The 19665-nt window shown below is 63.8% G+C and carries 17 protein-coding genes; 11 read left to right on the top strand and 6 right to left on the bottom strand.

Translation table 11 applies throughout. The features are described from left to right. The 6 genes from ABDB81_RS24125 to ABDB81_RS24150 form a co-directional block, all read left to right on the top strand. Nucleotides 1–415 (top strand): isochorismatase family protein (locus ABDB81_RS24125; protein WP_346813810.1); only part of this gene is annotated, 415 nt, incomplete at its 5' end. 221 nt (nucleotides 416–636) lie between these two features. After that, nucleotides 637–1116, top strand: coding sequence for a VOC family protein (locus ABDB81_RS24130; protein ID WP_160474523.1), 480 nt, complete (start codon nucleotides 637–639; stop codon nucleotides 1114–1116). Then, nucleotides 1113–2333 (top strand): FAD binding domain-containing protein, encoded by a 1221-nt coding sequence (locus tag ABDB81_RS24135; RefSeq protein WP_346813811.1) that lies wholly within the window; start codon nucleotides 1113–1115, stop codon nucleotides 2331–2333. Before ABDB81_RS24130 ends, ABDB81_RS24135 begins: the two co-directional genes overlap by 4 nt. A 28-nt stretch (nucleotides 2334–2361) precedes the next feature. Beyond that, on the top strand, nucleotides 2362–2739 hold the full coding sequence (locus ABDB81_RS24140) for a DUF485 domain-containing protein (RefSeq protein WP_346813812.1): 378 nt from the start codon (nucleotides 2362–2364) through the stop codon (nucleotides 2737–2739). Further along, nucleotides 2736–4373: a cation acetate symporter gene (locus tag ABDB81_RS24145; protein ID WP_346813813.1), complete on the top strand. Its 1638-nt coding sequence runs from the start codon at nucleotides 2736–2738 to the stop codon at nucleotides 4371–4373. The genes ABDB81_RS24140 and ABDB81_RS24145 overlap by 4 nt, the downstream gene beginning before the upstream one ends. A gap of 119 nt (nucleotides 4374–4492) precedes the next feature. Further along, the gene (locus ABDB81_RS24150; RefSeq protein WP_202126872.1) at nucleotides 4493–5158 is read left to right on the top strand and encodes a TetR/AcrR family transcriptional regulator; all 666 of its coding nucleotides are present in this window, start codon (nucleotides 4493–4495) and stop codon (nucleotides 5156–5158) included. An 8-nt stretch (nucleotides 5159–5166) separates the two neighbouring features. Here ABDB81_RS24150 and ABDB81_RS24155 read toward each other — a convergent pair whose 3' ends face one another. From ABDB81_RS24155 to ABDB81_RS24180, 6 genes are all read right to left on the bottom strand, one after another. After that, nucleotides 5167–6285 (bottom strand): alkene reductase, encoded by a 1119-nt coding sequence (locus tag ABDB81_RS24155; RefSeq protein WP_346813814.1) that lies wholly within the window; start codon nucleotides 6283–6285, stop codon nucleotides 5167–5169. A 52-nt stretch (nucleotides 6286–6337) separates the two neighbouring features. Beyond that, nucleotides 6338–8602, bottom strand: a complete 2265-nt coding sequence (locus tag ABDB81_RS24160) for a molybdopterin cofactor-binding domain-containing protein (protein WP_346813815.1) — start codon at nucleotides 8600–8602, stop codon at nucleotides 6338–6340. Beyond that, the gene (locus tag ABDB81_RS24165; protein ID WP_160474517.1) at nucleotides 8599–9081 is read right to left on the bottom strand and encodes a (2Fe-2S)-binding protein; all 483 of its coding nucleotides are present in this window, start codon (nucleotides 9079–9081) and stop codon (nucleotides 8599–8601) included. The genes ABDB81_RS24160 and ABDB81_RS24165 overlap by 4 nt, the downstream gene beginning before the upstream one ends. Next, nucleotides 9078–10364: a c-type cytochrome gene (locus ABDB81_RS24170; RefSeq protein WP_346813816.1), complete on the bottom strand. Its 1287-nt coding sequence runs from the start codon at nucleotides 10362–10364 to the stop codon at nucleotides 9078–9080. The genes ABDB81_RS24165 and ABDB81_RS24170 overlap by 4 nt, the downstream gene beginning before the upstream one ends. 247 nt (nucleotides 10365–10611) lie before the next feature. Beyond that, entirely contained in the window at nucleotides 10612–11811 is a 1200-nt protein-coding gene (locus ABDB81_RS24175) for an MFS transporter (RefSeq protein ID WP_346813817.1), read from the bottom strand. A gap of 115 nt (nucleotides 11812–11926) precedes the next feature. Continuing rightward, nucleotides 11927–12853: a LysR family transcriptional regulator gene (locus tag ABDB81_RS24180; protein WP_160474515.1), complete on the bottom strand. Its 927-nt coding sequence runs from the start codon at nucleotides 12851–12853 to the stop codon at nucleotides 11927–11929. Between the two features lie 193 nt (nucleotides 12854–13046). On the opposite strand from ABDB81_RS24180, the gene ABDB81_RS24185 reads away from it, so the two are divergent. The 5 genes from ABDB81_RS24185 (at nucleotide 13047) to ABDB81_RS24205 (ending at nucleotide 19660) form a co-directional block, all read left to right on the top strand. After that, nucleotides 13047–16244, top strand: a complete 3198-nt coding sequence (locus ABDB81_RS24185; protein ID WP_346813818.1) for an efflux RND transporter permease subunit — start codon at nucleotides 13047–13049, stop codon at nucleotides 16242–16244. Next, on the top strand, nucleotides 16241–17482 hold the full coding sequence (locus ABDB81_RS24190; RefSeq protein WP_346813819.1) for an efflux RND transporter periplasmic adaptor subunit: 1242 nt from the start codon (nucleotides 16241–16243) through the stop codon (nucleotides 17480–17482). Before ABDB81_RS24185 ends, ABDB81_RS24190 begins: the two co-directional genes overlap by 4 nt. Continuing rightward, the gene (locus ABDB81_RS24195; protein WP_346813820.1) at nucleotides 17479–18933 is read left to right on the top strand and encodes an efflux transporter outer membrane subunit; all 1455 of its coding nucleotides are present in this window, start codon (nucleotides 17479–17481) and stop codon (nucleotides 18931–18933) included. Before ABDB81_RS24190 ends, ABDB81_RS24195 begins: the two co-directional genes overlap by 4 nt. A gap of 92 nt (nucleotides 18934–19025) precedes the next feature. Further along, nucleotides 19026–19187 (top strand): hypothetical protein, encoded by a 162-nt coding sequence (locus ABDB81_RS24200; RefSeq protein ID WP_346813821.1) that lies wholly within the window; start codon nucleotides 19026–19028, stop codon nucleotides 19185–19187. Continuing rightward, a complete protein-coding gene (locus tag ABDB81_RS24205; protein ID WP_346813822.1) occupies nucleotides 19166–19660 on the top strand; it encodes a MarR family transcriptional regulator in 495 nt (164 codons plus the stop codon). Before ABDB81_RS24200 ends, ABDB81_RS24205 begins: the two co-directional genes overlap by 22 nt. The last annotated feature ends 5 nt before the right edge of the window (nucleotides 19661–19665 follow it).

Below are 19665 nucleotides of genomic sequence, written 5' to 3' on the forward strand. Positions count from 1 at the left end.
GGTGCGCGACGCACTGGCCGCGAATGGCCGCAAGAAGATCGTCGTCGCCGGACTGTGGACCGAAGTCTGCAACACCACGTTCGCGCTGTGCGCGATGCTCGAAGGTGACTACGAGATCTACATGGTGGCGGACGCTTCGGGCGGCACCACCAAGGAAGCGCACGACTATGCGATGCAACGCATGATCCAGGCTGGCGTGGTGCCGGTGACGTGGCAACAAGTGCTGCTCGAATGGCAGCGTGACTGGAAGAACAAGGAAACGTACGACGCCGTGACGAGCCTGGCCAAGGAACACTCGGGCGCCTACGGCATGGGCATCGACTACGCCTATACGATGGTCCACAAGGCCGCGCAACGCACGCAGACGACGCATGAGTCGATTGCTCCGGTGCATGCGCCGGTGATCGAGCGCTAAGCCAAATCGAGCAAGAAGAAACCAGAATCCGCAATCGTTGGACGCCGGTTCTCCGGAATGAAGGCTGCACGCCGGTATGGATGCAGCCTTCATTTTTTTCCATGCACCGAAACACCCCTAGGGTAAATACCAGTCACGACCCGCTTGGCTAACGCCGACGTTCTCCCTATGATTTATCACATGATCACTTATCGATCGATAATCATCAGAAGGAGGCAAACATGGGACTCACGAAGCTGGCCCACTACTCGGTCCGCACGCACGATCTGGAGCGTTCCTGCGCGTTCTACGAACGGGTGCTCGGGTTCCGGCGCGGCTACCGGCCGCCTTTCGATTTTCCCGGCGCGTGGCTCTACATGGGCGACGACGAGCGCGATTTCGGGACCGTGCACATCATCGGCATTGACCCGAACAATCCGTCCGGGCTGTCTGCATATCTCGGTGACAAGGCATTGCCCGCCGCCGGTACGGGAACGGTAGACCACATCGCCTTCCTCGCCACCGGCGTCGCCCGGATGTGGACCACCCTTCGCACCGAAGGCATCCCGTGGCGCGACCGCACCGTGCCCAGTCTCGGGCTGCATCAGGTGTTCATCGAAGACCCCTCGGGCGTCACCATCGAACTCAACTATCCGGCCGAGGAAGTGGCGGCCCTTACCCCGCCCGCGCAAGACCAGCACCAAGCAGGAGTAACAGCATGAGCGCAGTGCAAACCTCGCAGCGCAAGGCCATCGTGATTGGCGGCTCGGTAGGTGGATTGTTCGCCGCCAACCTGCTGTCGCGCAGCGGTTGGAACGTCGAGATATTGGAACGCACGCCCGAGGCGCTCACAGGCCGTGGCGCAGGCATCGTCACGCATCCCGAGCTGTTCGAAGCGTTGGCCGCCGCAGGCGTGGAAGTCGATGACAGCATCGGCGTGTCCGTCAATACGCGGATCACGCTTGCACTGGACGGCAGCACCGTCTCGCAAAGGCAAATGCCGCAGACACTGACGGGCTGGGGCAAGATGTACGAAGTTCTCGGCAAGGCATTCACCGGCACCTATCGCACTGGTGCCCATGTCATGCGCGTCGCATCGTACGCCGACCATGCCGAGGTCACGCTTGCCGATGGTTCGACGCATCGCGCGGACATGGTGATTGCCGCCGATGGGTTCCGCTCCAGCGTGCGCGAGCAACTGCTGCCCGACGCGCGCCTTGAATATGCGGGGTATATCGCGTGGCGCGGGCTCGTCAATGAGGGCGACCTGACCCCGCCCACGCATGCGGCGATCTTCGACAAATTCGCATTCTGCCTGCCGCCGCGCGAACAGATTCTCGGCTATCCCGTGGCGGGCGAGCACAACAGTACGGCTGCTGGCGCGCGCCGCTACAACTACGTCTGGTATCGGGCGACGAGCGAAGACGAGCTGGCGAACCTGTTGACCGATGCCCATGGCAAGTGCTGGTCGACTGGCATCCCGCCTGGCCTGATCCGTCCTGATGTCATCGCCGATATGGAAAGCGCCGCTACCGACCTGCTCGCGCCGCAATTCGCCGAAGTGGTGGCACGCACGGCACAGCCGCTGTTCCAGCCCATCTACGACCTGACCGTGTCGCGGATGTCATTCGGCCGCGTTGCCTTGCTGGGCGATGCCGCCTTCGTAGCGCGTCCGCACTGCGGCATGGGTGTCACGAAAGCGGCTGGCGACGCCATCTCGCTGGTCCGCGCATTGGAAGCCAACGCTACCGTCGAAACAGGTCTCGATGCATACAGCGCGGAGCGGGTACAGGTGGGCCGGGCCATCGTGGAGCATGCGCGACACCTTGGCGCCTACATGCAGGCGCAACTGAAGAGTGACGAGGACCGTGCCTTGGCCGAGCGCTACCGTACGCCGGAAGCGGTCATGCGCGAGACCGCCGTGTCACGCCGGTTCTAAGCATCCAGACAGAACATAAGGAGACAACATGCCTCAAGCCGCCCCCCACGCCATCTCGGCCGGCACCCACTACGGCACTGACGCCGACGATGCGAACCCGCCGTTCGTTCCACATCCAATGCTTGCGCGCGCCGACTTCCAGACGCTGCACAGCGCTCGCCGACGCTTTTCGTGGACGCTGACTGCGATCATGCTGATTGCGTACTTCGGCTTTATCCTGACGCTGGCGTTCCGTCCCGACCTGTTGGCCATCCCACTCGTTGCCGGGCAGCCGATGAGCGTCGGCATTCCGGTCGGCTTCGGCATGTTCGCCTTCACGTTTGCGCTGGTTGCGGTGTATGTCTATCGCACCAATACGGTCTATGACCGCATGATCGACAATGTCCGCGCCGGAGTGCAATCATGAGCCGCATCCTCTGCGCCGCCATCACCATGGGGTTGGCGGCCCCTGCCCTCGCCGCCACCCCGGCCGTCGGTCAAGGTCTCAATGTCATCGCCATCGGGATGTTCCTTGTATTCGTCGTGGCCACACTCGCCATCACGAAGTGGGCCGCGCGGCGCAACAACAGCGTGGCGGACCACTATGCAGCAGGCGGCAAGATCACCGCGATGCAGAATGGCTGGGCCATTGCGGGCGACTACATGTCCGCCGCCTCGTTGCTCGGCATCTCCGCACTGGTGTTCACCAGCGGCTACGACGGACTGATCTACTCGATCGGCTTTCTCGCAAGCTGGCCCATCATCCTGTTCCTGATTGCGGAGCCGCTGCGCAACCTCGGCCGCTATACGCTGGCCGATGTGCTGTCGTACCGGCTCAAGCAACGGCCCATCCGTGCGTTCTCGGCGTCCAGCTCCATCGTGATCGTGCTGCTCTATCTGGTCTCGCAAATGGTGGGTGCCGGCAAGCTGGTGGAACTGCTGTTCGGATTCAACTACACCTCGGCGGTCGTACTCGTCGGCGTGCTGATGGTGGTCTACGTGTTCTTTGGCGGCATGCTGGCCACCACGTGGATCCAGATCATCAAGGCCGTGATGCTGCTGGCCGGTTGCGCGTTCATGGCCTTCATGGTGATGAGCCGCTTCGGGTTCAGCCTGAACAACCTGTTCGATCACGCCATCACCGCCCATGGCAAGCACGAAGCCATCATGCGCCCCGGCGGCCTGGTCTCCGATCCCGTATCGGCGGTATCGCTCGGCCTCGCGCTGATCTTCGGCACGGCGGGCCTGCCGCACATCCTGATGCGCTTCTTCACGGTGAACAATGTGAAGGCCGCGCGCAAGAGCGTGCTGTACGCCACCGGCATCGTCGGCACGGGTTACGCGCTGATCATCGTGATCGGATTCGGCACCATTGCACTGGTGTCGCAGGACCCGCTCTATCACAACAGCAACGGCGCGATCATCGGCGGCCTCAACATGGTGGCGGTGCATCTCGCGCATGCAGTCGGTGGCAACGTATTCCTCGGATTCATCTGCGCGGTAGCGTTCTCCACGATTCTGGCCGTGGTGGCGGGGTTGACGCTGGCGGGTTCGTCGGCCATCTCGCATGACCTGTATGCCACGGTGATCCGCAAGGGACAGGCATCCGACAAGGACGAGATGCGGGTCTCTCGCATCACAACGTTGGTGCTCGGTGTGCTGTCGATCCTGCTGGGCATCCTGTTCGAGAAGCAGACCATCGCGTTCATCGTCAGCCTGACGTTCTCGATTGCCGCGAGTTCCAACTTCCCGGTGCTCCTGCTGTCGATCTACTGGCGTGGGCTCACGACACGCGGCGCGGTGGTGGGCGGCACGATGGGCCTCGTCACGGCGGTGGTGCTGACCATCCTGAGCCCGACCGTCTGGGTGCAGGTATTAGGCCACGCCTCGGCCATCTATCCGTATGAGTACCCGGCGCTGTTCTCGATGCTGGTGGCGTTCATCGGCATCTACGTGTTCTCGGTGACGGATCGCTCGGCGCGCGGCGCCTGGGAGCGCAGTGCCTACCAGAACCAGCGCGTGGATTGCGAACTGGGCATCATCGCAAAGACGGGAAGCTGAGCCGCGTTCCAGCGTTTGCATGAGGGCTGCGGTCTGCAAAAGACTGCGGCCCTGTTCCCATTTATCGGGTGATTGGTAGAATCGGCGGATTACAGGACAGCAGGACCACAGAGACAGCCATGGAGTCACGCGCCACTTCCACCGAACCCGAGGTCTCCGCAAAATCCACGCGACGGCTGTTGCCCGAGGAGCGCGAGCAGCAGATCGTCGAGAAAGCGATCGAGCACTTCACGCGCAACGGCTTCGGCGGCAGCACGCGCGAACTGGCGCGGCAGATCGGCGTCACACAGCCCCTGCTCTACCGGTACTTCGAAAGCAAGGATGCGTTGATCGAGCGGGTCTACAACGAAGTCTTCCAGTGGCGTCCTGACTGGGAGCGGCAGATCGCGGACCGCTCACTGCCGCTGACCGAACGGCTCCACGCCTTCTATCTCGACTACTCCTCGGTGATCCTGCGCGAGGAATGGATTCGCCTTTTCATCTTTGCCGGCCTGACGCACGAAGGCATCAACAACAAGTATCTCAGCAAGCTGCGCACCAAGGTCTTCCTGCCGGTGCTGGCCGAAGTGCGCGAGGCTTTCGGCATCGCTGCGCCCCGTAGCACGGCGGAGACGGATGCCGAGATCGAGATGATCTGGAGCCTGCACGCGGCGATTTTCTATATCGGCGTGCGCAAGTGGGTTTATGGCCTGAAGGTACCGGCCGACCTCGATGCGTTAATCCGGCAAAAGGTCGACCTGTTCCTGTACGGTGCACCAGCGGCGATGAAGAAGTTGCGCGGGTAGAACCTGCCCTACGCAAGTGCCTTGTAGTCCGTATAGCCCACGGCACCGCCGCCGAAGAAGGTTGCCGGGTCAGGTGCATTCAGCGAGGCGGCCAGGCGGATTCGTGCAGGAAGATCCGGGTTGGCAATGAACGGACGGCCAAACGCGATGATGTCGGCCCGCCCCGAGGCCAATGCCTCCTGCCCCGTCTTGCCATCGTAGCCACCTGCGAGGATGAGGACACCGTGCCACGCTTCGCGCATCGACAGGATCATCTCGTCCCACCGTGGATCGTTGGCCTCGTCCCGGACGTTGCCGACCATCGCGGGTTCCACCAGGTGCAGATAGGCCAGCGACCACTCATTGAGACGCCGCGCGATGTAACCGAAGGTCTGCATGGGCGTCTCGTCGCCCATGCCCATGAAGCGACCCATCGGCGTCAGCCGAACGCCAACGCGCGACGCGCCAATCTCGTTCGACACCGCTTCCACCACCTCCAGCAGCAGGCGTGCCCGATGCTCCAGACTGCCACCATAGGCGTCGTCGCGATGGTTGCTGTTCGAATTGATGAACTGGTCCAGCAGGTAGCCATTTCCCGCGTGGATCTCCACGCCATCCATGCCCGCCTCGATCGCGTTGCGGGCCGCATAACGGTAGTCCTCCACGATGGCCGCAATGCCTTCGAGGGTCAACGCCTGCGGCGTCGGCACATCGCCCCACACGCCCTTGCCTTCCTCATCGACGATGAACGTCTTTCCCGGAACGGGTAGCGCGCTGGGCGCGACAGGCAGAGCGCCGCCCGGCTGGAACGACGGATGCGACACGCGCCCGACATGCCAGAGTTGCAGGAACATCCGGCCACCGGCTTCATGCACCGCCTTGGACACGGCACGCCACCCGGCAATCTGTTCAAGCGAATAGATGCCGGGGGTCCACGCATATCCCTGCCCCTGCGGCGAGATCTGCGTGGCTTCGGAAATGATCAGTCCGGCCGATGCGCGCTGCCGGTAGTACTCGACGTTCAGCGCGGTGGGCACATTGCCGGGCTGGCCTGCCCGCGACCGGGTCAACGGTGCCATGGCAATGCGATTCGGCAACTGGAGCGATCCAATCTTGATTGGCGAGAACAGCGAAAGCGTACGGTCCATGAGAATCTCCAGGATGTGGGGGAAAGAGCGCCGTGAAGGCGCCTCGCGGTAACTAGGGAGCGATCAGGTTCTTCAGCCGCTCACCCGCCAGCGGCATGTCGCGCAGACGGTGACCCGTGGCATCGAACAGTGCATTGCCGATGGCGCCCGCCGTCGGACCCATCGCTGCTTCGGCCACGCCCAGGAACGGCATGCCGGGACGGTCGATCAGGTGTACGTTGACCTGCGCGGGCACCGCCGAGAACCGCAGGATCGGGTATGTGCCCCAGTCGAAACTGCGGATGCCCTGCGGATCGAAGCGAAGCTGTTCGTAGAGACTCCAGCTTGCCGCCTGCAGGATGCCGCCCTCGATCTGGTTGCGCACGCCATCGGGATTGACGATCTGCCCGCAGTCCACCGCCACTTCGGCACGTTCGAGCTTCACCTGACCGGTGTCGCGCTCGACCGATACCTCCACGGCCATCGCCACATACGCCATCAGGTTCTTGTACTTGCCGAATGCAAAGCCCACGCCGTGTCCTGGCTTGCGCGCGGGGCGCGGCCAGCCAAAGCGCTGTGCGGCGAGGCGGATCACGTCGAGCGCGCGCGGATCGTCCATATGGCGGATGCGGAACGGCACGGGGTCGATGCCAGCCGCATGCGCGAGATCGTCCATGAAGGTCTCGATCGTGAACACGTTCATGTGCGCGCCCAGCGAGCGCATGGCCGAGGTGCGCAAAGGCATCGTCGGCGAGAAGTTGTTGACGATGTGGCTGGTCGGCAGCCGATAGAGCGGAATCGCGTTGCGATCCCCACCGCCTTCGGGCTGCAACATCGGCGTGGACGGCGCGGGCGTGAAGGGCTTGGCAAGCAAGGTGGCAGGAAGCAGGCGCCCTGCGTTGACCACGCGCTCGTTGTGCGAACTGCTCCACAACGCATAGTCCCAATCGACGATTGTGCCGTCCGCCGAGAGCGACGCCTTGACCTGCGTGACCATCGCAGGCGTGAAGTGGTCCCAGAGGTTTTCCTGATCGCGCATCCACTGCACGCGTACCGGTTGACCGGGCAGCGCGCGGGCCAGCAGCGCGGCATGTGCGGCGGCATCGTCGGCGGGGTTATGGCCGTAGCAGCCCGAGCCCTCCACATGCACGCAGCGGATCTTGTCCTTGGGCATCGACAGCATTTCCCCCAGGCCGTCGCGCAGCGGATAGACACCCTGCGAATGCGTCCAGACAGTGAGCATGCCATCGTCGAGATAGCCGACGGCGCACGATGGTCCAATCGAGCCATGCATCAGATAGTGCTTGGCGTACGTGGCGGAGAGCGTCTTCACCGCAGGCGCCATCGGCGCGCGTTGATTGGCGATGACGATGTGTTCCGTGCTGATCTGCTTGAGCTGCGCGTTGACCTGATCGGGCGCAGGTAGCGTGCGCCCCGGCCCCCATCGGCAGCCCGCCGACAGCGCGCGCTGCGCGAGCACGGCCTGCCATTCGCGGTGCGCCACCACGGCCAGCATGTTGCCGTCGCGGACGATGGCGACAAAGCCCGGCGTCGCCCGCGCGGCGGTCTCATCCACGGACAACAACTGCGCGCCATACGCTGCGGGCAGCACCACGCGCGCATGCACCATGCCGGGCAGCTTCATGTCCTGCACATAACTCGGTCCGCCGGTGACCTTGCCCGGAATGTCTACGCGATGCATCGGCGTGCCGATCACCGTGAACGTCGACGGATCGCGCAACGGCGACGTGGGCGTAGCCACTACATGCAGGTTCACGCGCGGCAGCAGTTCCGCAAAGGTCAGCGCGCGTCCATCCGCTGCGACGATGCGCGCATCGCTCGTCCTGAGCGTGGACGGATCGACGCGCCACGTTCGCGCGGCGGCATCGACCATCAGCCCGCGCACCTGCGCGGCGGCGTTGAGCAGGGCGCTGCCGCTATCGGCCATCGTATGGCTGCCGGCAGTCAGACCTTCGTCGGGCGAGTGCGCGGTGTCGGCGGTCAGGAACGTCATGCGATGCGGCGCGATCTGCAGTTCCTCGGCAGCCACCTGCCATAACGCGGTCCGGATGCCGGTGCCGAGTTCCACCTTGCCGGTGTAGACCGTGACATGGTTGTCCGGCGCCACCTGGATCCATGCATCGAGATACGGATTCGTCTTGAGGCTGCCGGCGAGCTTCGTGTATTCACGGCCCACGGTTACCGCCGCGCCTTCGTCGGCAAGCACCATCTGCGCCAGTGCCTCGCGACCCGGCAACAGCGAGAAGCCGACGACGAGCGCGCCCGACACCATGAAGGCACGGCGGCCGGGATTGTCGATCTGTTCGTCGTAGCTCATCGCGCTGCCCCCGCTGTACCACCACTTGCTGCACCCGATGCCGCCCGGATGGCAGCAAGGATGCGCATATGCGTGCCACAGCGGCACAGATTCGGCTCCATGTGCGCGCGGATCTCTGCATCGGTGGGATGCGGATTGCGGTCGAGCAACGCCTGCGCGCGCATCACCATGCCGGCGATGCAGTAGCCGCACTGCGCAGCCTGATGATCGATGAATGCCTTCTGCAAGGGGCCCGGCTTCTCTGCCGTGCCGAGGCTTTCGATCGTGCGCACGGGACGCTTGCCGATGGCCGCAACCGGTGTCACGCACGAGAACGTGGGGTTGCCATCGACGATGACCGTGCATGCGCCGCACTGGCCCATGCCGCAGCCAAACTTCGCGCCGTTCAGCCCCAGGTCTTCGCGCAAGGCGTAGAGCAGCGGCGTGGCCGGGTCGATATCGAGGGTGTGGCTGACGCCGTTAACTGTGAGCTGGATCATCGCGATGCATCTCCCTTGCGGATATCCGCCACCGCCTGCGGCACGTTCTGCCACGGCGATAGCGTCGTATAGGTGGCGCGCAGGTACATCGCCAGATCGGCGATCTGCGCATCGTCCAGCGACTCGCCGAACGCGGGCATGTAGTGCATGGGCTGCTCGCCCTGCCATGGCACGCCGAGCAACATCATCTGGATCACGTTGCGCGGCGTGCTGGCCAGCACCGCGCTGCTGGTGGACAGGCTCGGGCGGTCGCCCACGCTCTGCATCGGTGACTTGTCGCCATGGCACGACGCACACGCGCCGTTGAACAGCACCGCACCACGTGCGATGGATTGCCTGTCGGCATCTGTTGAAGTGGTAGCGGCCGGATGCTCCACGGGCTGCTGCAGCGAGAACAGGTAGGTGGCCATGGCCTGCACATCGGCCAGCGGCACCGTGGCCAACTCTTGCGTGACGGGCAGCATCGGACCCGCCGCCGCACCGTGGCGCGCCGACATGCCGGTGCGCAGGTACGTCACAAGGTCGGCCTCGGTCCATGGTGCGCGTGCATTCGCCAGCGACACCAGCGAAGGCGCGACCCAACCATCGACCACGCCGCCGTGCAAGGACTTGCCCCAGCTTTCCGCGCCAATCGGATTGAGCGGGCTGTGGCACGCTGCGCAATGGCCGAGTCCGGTCACGAGTTCACGCCCGCGATTCCATGCGGCGCTCTGCGTGGTATCTGGCGCTTCGGGACCCGTGCGTAGAAACAGCACGTTCCAGAACGCGACGAGCGGCCGGAAGTTCAGCGGGAACATCAGGTCGTTGGCCGGCGCCTTGGCAACAACGGGATCGCGCCGCATCAGGAAGGCATATGCCGCAGCGATGTCGTCATCGGACATGCGCGTGTAGTGCACATACGGAAACGCGGGATAAAGCTGGTGACCGTCGCGCGCAATGCCACGACGCAGCGCACGCTTGAATGCGTCGAGCGACCACGTGCCGATGCCCGTCTCCGCATCGGGCGTGATGTTGGTGGTGTACAGCGTGCCAAACGGCGTGGCCAGCGGCAGGCCACCCGCATAGGACTTGCCACCTGGTGCGGTGTGGCAGACCGCGCAATCGCCCAGTGCCACCACGCGTGCGCCGCGTAGTGCGAGTTCGCGGTCGATGGTTGAGGGTGCGGGCGGCTGGATCGGCGCGATGGCCGGCTCCCACATCAGCCATGCCGCCACGGCTATGCCGACCACGGCAACGGCCGCTCCGGTAATGACGATGGGCTTCCATCGGAATCTGGACAACATGTGGTGGACCTCCGCCATCTCTTCTGTGGGTTGCGGCAATCGTAGAAAACACGGGGAAGGCGGACAACTGGCACGTAGTGGAGCACGGCTGACACCATGGTATGGGCTGCGATAAACCAATCCCTTGGCGGTCTGTGCACGGGCTCAGTGTGGTGTGCGATTCAGAAATCGTTGGCGTTGTCCGGAAGCGCGATGCAGCGATATGCCCTAGGGATGCATCCCAAAGGCATACCGTATCCGACTCGATTCAACGGCGCGACGTCGCGCTAAACGCCGCCAGTGAAAGCAGCGCCATGCTGCCGCCTGCCACGACAATGCCGTGCCAGCCGAAGTGCGTGTAGAGCGAGCTGGCCAGCGCGGAGCCTGCGGCACCGCCCACAAAGATGGCCGTCATATAGAGCGCGTTCAGGCGCCCACGGCTCGCCGCATCCAGTGCGTAGATAGTCCGCTGCCCCAGCACCATGTTCATCTGTACCGCAAAGTCGAGCAGGATGCCCGTGAACGCAAGGCCAATCACTGCACCGCTACCGCTTGTCAACCCCGGCAGGAAACTCAGCGCAGCAACGGTCATCGCCGCAAGCGAGGCGATGCGTGTGTGTCCTGCATCGGCCAGGCGTCCAGCAATGGGCGCGGCCACGGCACCCAGCGCACCGACCAGTGCGAACAAACCGATTTGCGATTGCGACAGGCCATGTTGCCCAGCCAGTTCCAGCGGCACCGCGGTCCAGAACAGGCTGAACGCTGCGAACAGAAGACCCTGGAACAGCGCGCGCTGACGCAACAGCGCGTAGCGGGCGAACAGATGCCACAGCGACGCCAGCAAACTGCCGTAGGTGGCGCGATGCTGCGGCACACGGCGTGGCAGCGTCATCACGATGATCCCGACGGTCAGCAATGTCAGGGCCGCTGCAATCACGAACACCGCCCGCCAGCCCAGCCATTGCGCCGCCATGCTCGAAAGCGGGCGCGACAGCAGAATGCCCGACAGCAGGCCACCCATGATCGTACCGACGGTGCGGCCACGCAGCGCCTCCGGCGCAAGGTGGGCGGCAAGGGGAATCAGGATCTGCACGCTCACAGAACTGAGCCCCAGCAGCAGCGAGACCAGCAGGAAGACACTTGGCTGCGACGACAAGGCCGCGCCCGCGAGGCTTGCAGCGGCGGCCACTCCGCTAATGGCCAGCAAGCGGCGGTTCTCCAGCAGATCGGCGAGCGGCACGAGGAAGAAAAGCCCGACCGCGTATCCAATCTGCGTCAGCGAAACGATAACGCTCGCGCGGTCGGTAGAGAGTCCGATCGCAGGGGCGATCAGCTCGATAATCGGCTGGGCATAGTAGAGGTTGGCCACCAGGACGCCGGCGCAGAGCGAGAACAGCGCGACGAGCGCGGGTGACATCGGCGACACCGTCACATTGCCAGCGGGGGAGGGAGAGGCTTGGGTAGACATGGCTCCGGTTCCTGAAAGGGAATGACCGGAGGTTAGTCGTCAGGCGACGTTGCGGGAATCGCAACACGGCGCAAGACAGCGTTGCGCGCAGGGCAATGGGTGGATTGACCGCTGCTTATTCCGCAGTGGGCCTTGCCTGGCCGGTCGGCCCCGGCAGCGACGACAGGAACTCAAGGAACGTGGCCACGCGGCGCGATCCGCGATGATTCGGAAGATAGAGCGCCGTAATGACCGAACTCGAATCGTTGGGTGTCACGTCCCACGACGCGAGCAACGTCACCAGCCTGCCCTCGGCAATGTCATCCTGCACAAGCCAGTCTGGCAGCAATCCCACGCCCAGGCCCGCCAGCACCGCATCCCTCAACACTTCGATGTTGTTGCTGCGAAGGCTGCCGTTGACGGGCACCACCACCTTGTGCGCGTCCTGGCGAAACGTCCAGACCTGATCGCGGCGTCCAAAGCTGAAGCGCAGGCAGCAGTGATCGAGCAAGTCGGCAGGCTCCGCTATCGCCGCATGCTGGTCGAGGTATTTCGGGCTTGCCACCACCAGCCGGCGAAACCGCCCCACTTCCCTTGCCACGACATTGTCGTAAGTGGCAGCGCTGCCCAGCCTGACGGACACGTCCACGCGTGCATCCAGCAGATCGACAATCTCGTCAGTGAGCTGGACTTCGACTTCCAGCCGAGGATGCTGCGCCATCCACGCACCGAGATAGGGCGACACGCAACACCGGCCGAATGCGACCGGCAGCGATACGCGCAACTGACCCACCGGCGCCTCGCCACGGTCCGCGATCAGCGCGTCGGCCTCTTCCACCGCCTCCAGTATCTGCCGCGCGTGCTGGTAGTAGCTCGCACCGGCTTCCGTCACCGTGACCTGGCGGGTGGATCGGTTCAACAGCACGGCGCCCAGATCGCTTTCCAGTCCGTCGAGCGCGCGCGTGACAGACGAGGTCGCCAGGTTCATGCGTCGCGCAGCCGCAGAGAAACCCTTGGCATCGACGGTCTCGACAAACATTTTCAGGGCGAGCAACTTGTCCATGGGCTGGGTGGGGCAAAGGATTGAGGATGACGCAGGTTGCGGATCAACCGCTTGCGTATCGTACATGCCCGGGGATTCTGTCGTATCGAAGTGGCATTTGAAAAGCCCTGCGATCTGGCTGCTAAACGCCCCCACGCGGTATCCCTAGACTTCGCGAATCTTCACGGAAGTCCCCCAACCGGATAAAACAGGCATGTGGATCGTCAGGCTCGCCTTGCGTCGGCCCTATACCTTCATCGTTCTCGCGATCCTGCTCATGCTGGGCGGAACGCTGGCCGTCCTGCGCATGCCCACGGATATCTTTCCCGCGATCGATATCCCTGTAGTGAGCGTGGTCTGGAACTACAACGGGCTGTCGGCGCAGGACATGGCGCAACGCATCGTGACGCCTTACGAGCGCTCCCTGACCACGGATGTCGACAATATCGAGCACATCGAGTCGCAGTCATTGGCGGGCGTAGCGGTTATCAAGGTGTTCTTCCATCCAGGTGCCGACATCAACCGGGCCATCGCGCAAGCCACGGCAGGCGCACAGTCCATCCTCAAGCAGATGCCACCGGGTGCCACTCCGCCGCTGGTGCTGAGCTACAACGCCTCGACGGTGCCGATCCTGCGACTCGCCCTGGGCAGCACCACATTGCCCGAGCAGGAACTCTACGACCTTGGCAACAGCTTTATCCGCACGCAGCTCGCGACAGTGGAAGGCGCCTCTGTTCCACTTCCGTACGGTGGCAAGGTGCGCGAGGTCACCGTCGACCTGAACGTGCCCGCATTGCAGGCGCGCGGCCTCTCACCGCTTGACGTGGTCAACGCTGTGAATGCCCAGAACCTGGTGTTGCCGGGTGGCACAGCGAAGATTGGCACGCTCGAGTATCGCGTGGACCTGAACGGGAGCACGCAGACCGTTGCGGCGCTCAACGACCTTCCGGTCCGCTCCGGGCCCGATGGCACCATCTTTGTGCGCGACGTGGCGCAGGTACACGATGGCTATGCGCCGCAGACCAACGTCGTCCGTCACAACGGCTTGCGTTCCGCCCTGCTGGAGATCGAGAAAACGGGCAGTGCCTCGACGCTGACCGTCGTGGCCCAGATCCGGGCCTTGCTTCCCCATATCACGGCGGGATTGCCAAAATCCCTTGATGTGCAGCCGCTATCGGACCAGTCGGTCTTCGTGACATCCGCAATCGACGGCGTGCTGCACGAGGCGCTGGTCGCGGCTTGCCTGACAGCGACAATGATCCTGCTTTTTCTTGGAAGCTGGCGGGCGACGCTGATCATCGCGATCACGATCCCGCTATCGGTCCTCGCGGCATTGATCGCCCTCGCCGCTTTCGGTCAGACCCTGAACATCATGACGCTCGGCGGACTGGCGCTTGCCGTGGGCGTGCTGGTGGATGACGCGACGGTGGCCATCGAGAACGTTGCGCATCATCGGGAACAGGGCAAGCCGCTTGAGCAGGCCATCCTGGACGGGTCCGGCGAGATCGCGCTACCTACGCTCGTTTCCACGATGTGCATCTGCATCGTGTTCCTGCCGATGTTCCTGCTGAGCGGCGTGGCGCGCTATCTGTTCGTACCGCTGGCCGAAGCCGTCGTGTTCGCCATGATGGCCTCGTACTTTCTGTCACGCACGCTGATTCCCACGTTGGCGCACTATCTTCTGCGTGGCGAAGGGCGCGGCCCGGCAGCTACCCGAGGCCCTGCCTACTGGTTCGATGTCGCACACAAGCGCTTTGAAGCGGCATTCGAGCGCGTGCGAAGCAAGTATTCCGCGATGCTGTCGGCCGCACTGGCCGCGCCGCGCCGTACCGCGCTGGCATTCGCATTGCTGTGTGTGGGCTCGATGACGCTCGTGCCGTTTCTCGGACAGGATTTCTTCCCGGCCATCGATAGCGGAGAGCTTCGACTGCATATGCGCGTCCGCACTGGCACGCGCATCGAAGAGACGGCGCGTATCGCCGATGAAGTCGAGAACGAGATACGCCGCATTGCCGGGCCCGGCAATGTCGGCGGCATCGTCGACAACATTGGATTGCCGGTAAGCGGCATCAATCTCACCTACGACTCCTCGCTGCCCATCGGCACGGGCGATGCCGAGATTCTTGTTTCCCTGAATCCCGGTGCTGGTTCGTCCGCAGCGCTCGTGGAACGTCTCGACGCTGCGCTCCAGACATCCTTCCCAGGTGTCAGCTTCGCGTTCCTGCCCGCAGACATGGTGAGCCAGATCCTGAACTTCGGCCTGCCCGCACCGATCGACATCCAGATCGTTGGCAATGACGTGGATGGCAACCGGCAGGTTGCGGACTCCTTGCTGCGCAACCTGGCGGCGGTGCCGGGGCTGGCCGATCTTCGCCTTCAGCAGCCGGCGGACCAACCCGCCCTGGCCATCGACGTAGACCGGACGCGGGCGTTGCAAGCCGGGCTGACGCAACGTGAGGTGGCGCAGAACCTGCTGATCGCGTTGTCCGGAAGCGGTCAGACTTCGCCAAACTTCTGGCTGAATCCGAAGAATGGCGTCAGCTATCCGGTTGCCGTCTCCGTGCCGCAGTACGCGATGGATTCCCTCCAGACGCTATCGAACATTCCCGTCCGCCTGGGGGTCAATGCGCCCCAGCAAGGCGGGGCAGGTGAAATCGGCCAGCTTGGCAGCGTGAGGCGGTATTCGCAGCAGGGCGTCGTCTCGCACTACAACGTCCAGCCCGTACTCGATATCTTTGGCGCAGTGAGAGGACGAGACCTCGGAGGTGTGGCTGCCGATGTGCAGCGTATTGTCGATCAGGCGCGGCCTCATCTGCCTGCCGGCTCGGAGATCATCGTGCGCGGCCAGGTGCAAACCATGCACACATCGTTCAGCGGGCTGCTGACCGGGCTGGCCATCGCAATCGTGCTGGTCTACCTGCTGATGGTCGTCAATTTCCAGTCGTGGCTCGATCCGTTGACGATTGTCGGAGCCCTTCCGGTGGCGCTATCCGGCATGGCGTGGATACTCTTTGCCACGCACACCACTATCAGCGTTCCCGCAATGACGGGGGCCATCATCTGCGTCGGCATAGCCACCGCCAACAGCATTCTCGTCATCAGTCATGCTCGGGGCCTGCTCGCTGCCGGCAAATCGGCGCGCGACGCCGCCTTCGAGGCGGGATTCAGCCGCTTCCGTCCAGTCGCGATGACTGCGTTGGCGATGTTGTTCGGCATGGTCCCCATGGCATTGGGCTCCAGTGGAGCCGGCGCGCAGAACGCCCCGTTGGGCCGTACGGTCATCGGCGGACTCGCCTTCGGAACGACTGCCACGCTGGTGCTTGTACCGGTGCTGTTCGCTGCGCTGCACGGCTGGATGGCAGCGCGCTCGCGCCCCGCAGCTTCTCCCAACCTTCATGAAGGCACGGCATGAGTTCGCCCCAATCTGGCTCCGCGTCTGAACAGCCGCCGCAAGACCCTTCCGAAGGCGCGCTGGAAACGAATACCACGCCAATGCGCCGCTCCCGTGGGCGCCTGCTTGCGCTGCTTGTCATGGCACTGGCTGCTGCGGCGGCATTGACAGTCGGTCTTGTGCCACGCTTGCACGGACAGAAGGTCTTGCAGGAACGCGTTCAGGCAACGCAGATACCGATCGTCAATGTGGTGGCGCCGCGCAATGGGGCGCAGGCCTACGATATCGTGCTCCCTGCCGACGTCCGCGCCTACGAGGACACGGCGATCCACGCACGCGTGAGCGGATACCTGCGCCGTTGGTACGTGGATATCGGTACGCCGGTCAAAGCAGGTCAGTTGCTCGCAGACATCGACGTGCCCGAGATTGCCGACCAGCTCCGCCAGGCACGCGCCACCGAGGCCACGGCATCGGCCGAGTATGACCTTGCCCGGACTACCGCGCTGCGATGGAAGGCCCTGCAGGCGACGAACTCCGTGGCGCAGCAGGATACCGACCAGAAGGTTGCCGACATGAACGCCAAGGCGGCCCTCTTGAGCGCCGCGCACGCCAACACGGCCCGACTTGCGCAACTGACCAGCTTCGCGCAGATTCGCGCGCCGTTTGACGGCGTGGTCACGCAGCGCAACGTGGACACGGGGGCATTGGTGGATGCTGGAAGCGGTACGGGCCAAGGCCCCGAACTCTTCCACCTGTCGGCAGGGTCACGGCTGCGCGTCTATGCAGAAGTGCCACAGGACATCAGCGCAGCACTGGAACCCGGCACCAAGGCGTGGCTGACGTTGCCGCAATCACCCGCGAAGCGCTACCCGGCAACCGTGGCGCGCACGGCTGGCGCGATCAATCCTGTCACACGCAGCTTGCGCGTGGAACTGGACGTAGACAGCCAGGAGGTGGAAATACTGCCGGGCACCTATGCGGAGGTGCACCTCGTCATCGCCAATCCGCATGCCGGTCTGGATGTGCCGGCCAACACGCTGAGGTTCGGCAAGGATGGCGCAGCGGTCCTGATCGTCGACGATCAGGACCGGTTGGCCACACGCCGCGTAACGCTCGGTCGCGATTACGGCTCTCACGTCGAGATCCTTGCCGGACTGCAGGGAAACGAAAGACTTGTGACGAACCCTGGAGATGGACTGGTGGCTGGCGCGACTGTCCGCGTCGCATCCGCCGTCAAGGCCAAGGGAGCACCGGCATGAAGGGGGTCTCGATACTGCTGGCCTGCGTCGTGCTGGCGGGTTGCGCGTCGGCTCCGTATCACGCGCCCGACATGCCAATGCCATCCGCGTATCGCGAGGCGGGCAATACCGTCCATCAGGTCATCACGCAAGATTGGTGGAAGGCATATCAGGATGAGACGTTGAACACCCTGATCGCACGCATCGACGCCGGCAGTCCGACATTGATGAAGTCGATCGCCCTGCTGCACGATGCGCGCGCGCAGGTTGCAGCGGCGAGAGCGGATTACTTCCCTACGATAGGCGCCGGGGCTAGCGTCACAAGCACGCATCTGTCTGCCAACGTGCTGGGCCATTCGCTGGCTGGACGGACCACCCCGGATCATCTGCTGGGACTAGGCGCGAGTTGGGAGCCCGACCTGTTCGGCCGTATCGGAAGGAACGTGGATGCAGCGAAGGACCGCGAGCAAGCCAGTGTGGATGACGTGGCTGCGGTGCGCCTGGCCTTGCAGGCAGAAGCCGCCATTGACTACTTCGGCATCCGCTCCCTCGACAGGGACGCGGCGTTATTGCAGCGGACGATAGCTACCTATGAAGCCGTGCTGCAACTGACAGAGAACCGGTATCGCGGCGGCATCGTTGCAGAATCGGACGTAGATCAGGCGCGCAGCCAGTTGGAAACCACTCGAACCAAACTGGCCGATGCACAGTTGGCGCGCACACAGCTTCTTCATGCGCTGGCCACACTGGTCGGGGAGCCTGCAACGTCCTTCTCCGTACCGGACGAGAACGCCCGACAGCGCTTTCAGGTGCCACCCACGCCCGATGCGGTGCCCGCCACGCTGCTGCAACGCAGGCCCGACATCGCCGCAGCAGAGCGACGCGTGGCGGCGGCCAATGCGCAGATCGGCGTGGCGCGCGCAGCGTTCTTCCCTACCCTGATGTTGAATCTCAACGGCGGCCTGGAGAGTTCCGGCCTTGCGGGTTGGCTAACCGCCCCGAGCCGCTTCTGGGCCGTGGGACCGGCATTGGCCGCGACGCTGTTCGATGGCGGCAAGCGTGAAGCAGGGGTGAACAGCGCGCAGGCGCAATTCGATGCCAGTGCCGCCGACTATCGCGACACAGTCCTGAAGGCAGTACAAGACGTGGAGGACAACTACGCCGCCCTCAGGATTCTCGCCGATGAATCCAGAAGCCAGGAGACGGCGGTGGCGGCATCGGAGCGCGCGCTCCAGCAGGTGACCGAACGCTATCGCCTGGGAGCCGTTGCATATCTCGATGTCAGTGTCGTGCAAGCCACCACGCTCGATAACCTGCGCGCGCTGGAATCCATTCATCGGCGCCAGTTGGCAGCCAGTGTGTCGCTATATCGAGCACTAGGTGGAGGTTGGACCGTGAGCGACCACGACCAACCCAACGCGTCGAAGCGTCCAGATGCTTTGCGCCCGGCAGGATATGTAGAAACGCAATAACAGTTATGAACGTCCGTGGGTGGCTCGCAATCTCTACGGACGCCACAATCTCGCCTCACATCGGCACCCTCAACATTCCGGATATGCGACTCATGAAGGTTCTCATTGCACTGGCGTTCACCAGCTTGTCGATCTCGGCCTTCGCCGGCCCGGACTGGACAGTGATCGAGCGCGCCCGGGCAGCCGCGCGTCAGGCCAACGCCACGGCATCGCAGCCCCACGAACAGGCCACTTGCGCAAAGGCCACGCATTGACAGATTTGCCCACAGTCCCGCGCAGCCTGATCGATGCCGGTGACTTTGACCTGAGCGGCAATATTGCCTATCTGCTCGTTCGCGCGAAGAACACGCTGTCCCAGTACGTGGAGCAGGGAGCCAGCCATATGGGATTGACGCATGCGCAGGCATGCTGCCTCATGATGCTGGCAAATGGCCACTCCACGACACCTACCGAACTCTCCCGGCGGCTGGACATCGATGCCGGCGCCGTGACGCGTCTGGTCGATCGCATGGAGCGGCGCGGCCTCATCACGCGTAGCCGCGGCGAGGCCGACCGCCGCATGGTGCATCTCACGCTGACCGATGAAGGCCATGCAATCGTCCAGAGGCTTCCGTCGGTGTTCATCGACGTCACACACAGGGGCTTCGCGGGATTCAGCCCCGAAGAGATCGCCATGTTCCGCCAAATGCTGATCCGGGTCGTGGCAAACGGCGGCGTTGCTGACTGACTTCT

It is taken from the genome of Cupriavidus sp. DL-D2, assembly GCF_039710735.1.
Classification (GTDB): Bacteria; Pseudomonadota; Gammaproteobacteria; order Burkholderiales; family Burkholderiaceae; genus Cupriavidus.

Coding starts and splice junctions, on each gene's coding strand:
- ABDB81_RS24130 (WP_160474523.1), top strand. CDS start 637: ATGGGACTCACGAAGCTGGCCCACTACTCGGTCCGCACGCACGATCTG.
- ABDB81_RS24135 (WP_346813811.1), top strand. CDS start 1,113: ATGAGCGCAGTGCAAACCTCGCAGCGCAAGGCCATCGTGATTGGCGGC.
- ABDB81_RS24140 (WP_346813812.1), top strand. CDS start 2,362: ATGCCTCAAGCCGCCCCCCACGCCATCTCGGCCGGCACCCACTACGGC.
- ABDB81_RS24145 (WP_346813813.1), top strand. CDS start 2,736: ATGAGCCGCATCCTCTGCGCCGCCATCACCATGGGGTTGGCGGCCCCT.
- ABDB81_RS24150 (WP_202126872.1), top strand. CDS start 4,493: ATGGAGTCACGCGCCACTTCCACCGAACCCGAGGTCTCCGCAAAATCC.
- ABDB81_RS24155 (WP_346813814.1), bottom strand. CDS start 6,285: ATGGACCGTACGCTTTCGCTGTTCTCGCCAATCAAGATTGGATCGCTC.
- ABDB81_RS24160 (WP_346813815.1), bottom strand. CDS start 8,602: ATGAGCTACGACGAACAGATCGACAATCCCGGCCGCCGTGCCTTCATG.
- ABDB81_RS24165 (WP_160474517.1), bottom strand. CDS start 9,081: ATGATCCAGCTCACAGTTAACGGCGTCAGCCACACCCTCGATATCGAC.
- ABDB81_RS24170 (WP_346813816.1), bottom strand. CDS start 10,364: ATGTTGTCCAGATTCCGATGGAAGCCCATCGTCATTACCGGAGCGGCC.
- ABDB81_RS24175 (WP_346813817.1), bottom strand. CDS start 11,811: ATGTCTACCCAAGCCTCTCCCTCCCCCGCTGGCAATGTGACGGTGTCG.
- ABDB81_RS24180 (WP_160474515.1), bottom strand. CDS start 12,853: ATGGACAAGTTGCTCGCCCTGAAAATGTTTGTCGAGACCGTCGATGCC.
- ABDB81_RS24185 (WP_346813818.1), top strand. CDS start 13,047: ATGTGGATCGTCAGGCTCGCCTTGCGTCGGCCCTATACCTTCATCGTT.
- ABDB81_RS24190 (WP_346813819.1), top strand. CDS start 16,241: ATGAGTTCGCCCCAATCTGGCTCCGCGTCTGAACAGCCGCCGCAAGAC.
- ABDB81_RS24195 (WP_346813820.1), top strand. CDS start 17,479: ATGAAGGGGGTCTCGATACTGCTGGCCTGCGTCGTGCTGGCGGGTTGC.
- ABDB81_RS24200 (WP_346813821.1), top strand. CDS start 19,026: ATGAAGGTTCTCATTGCACTGGCGTTCACCAGCTTGTCGATCTCGGCC.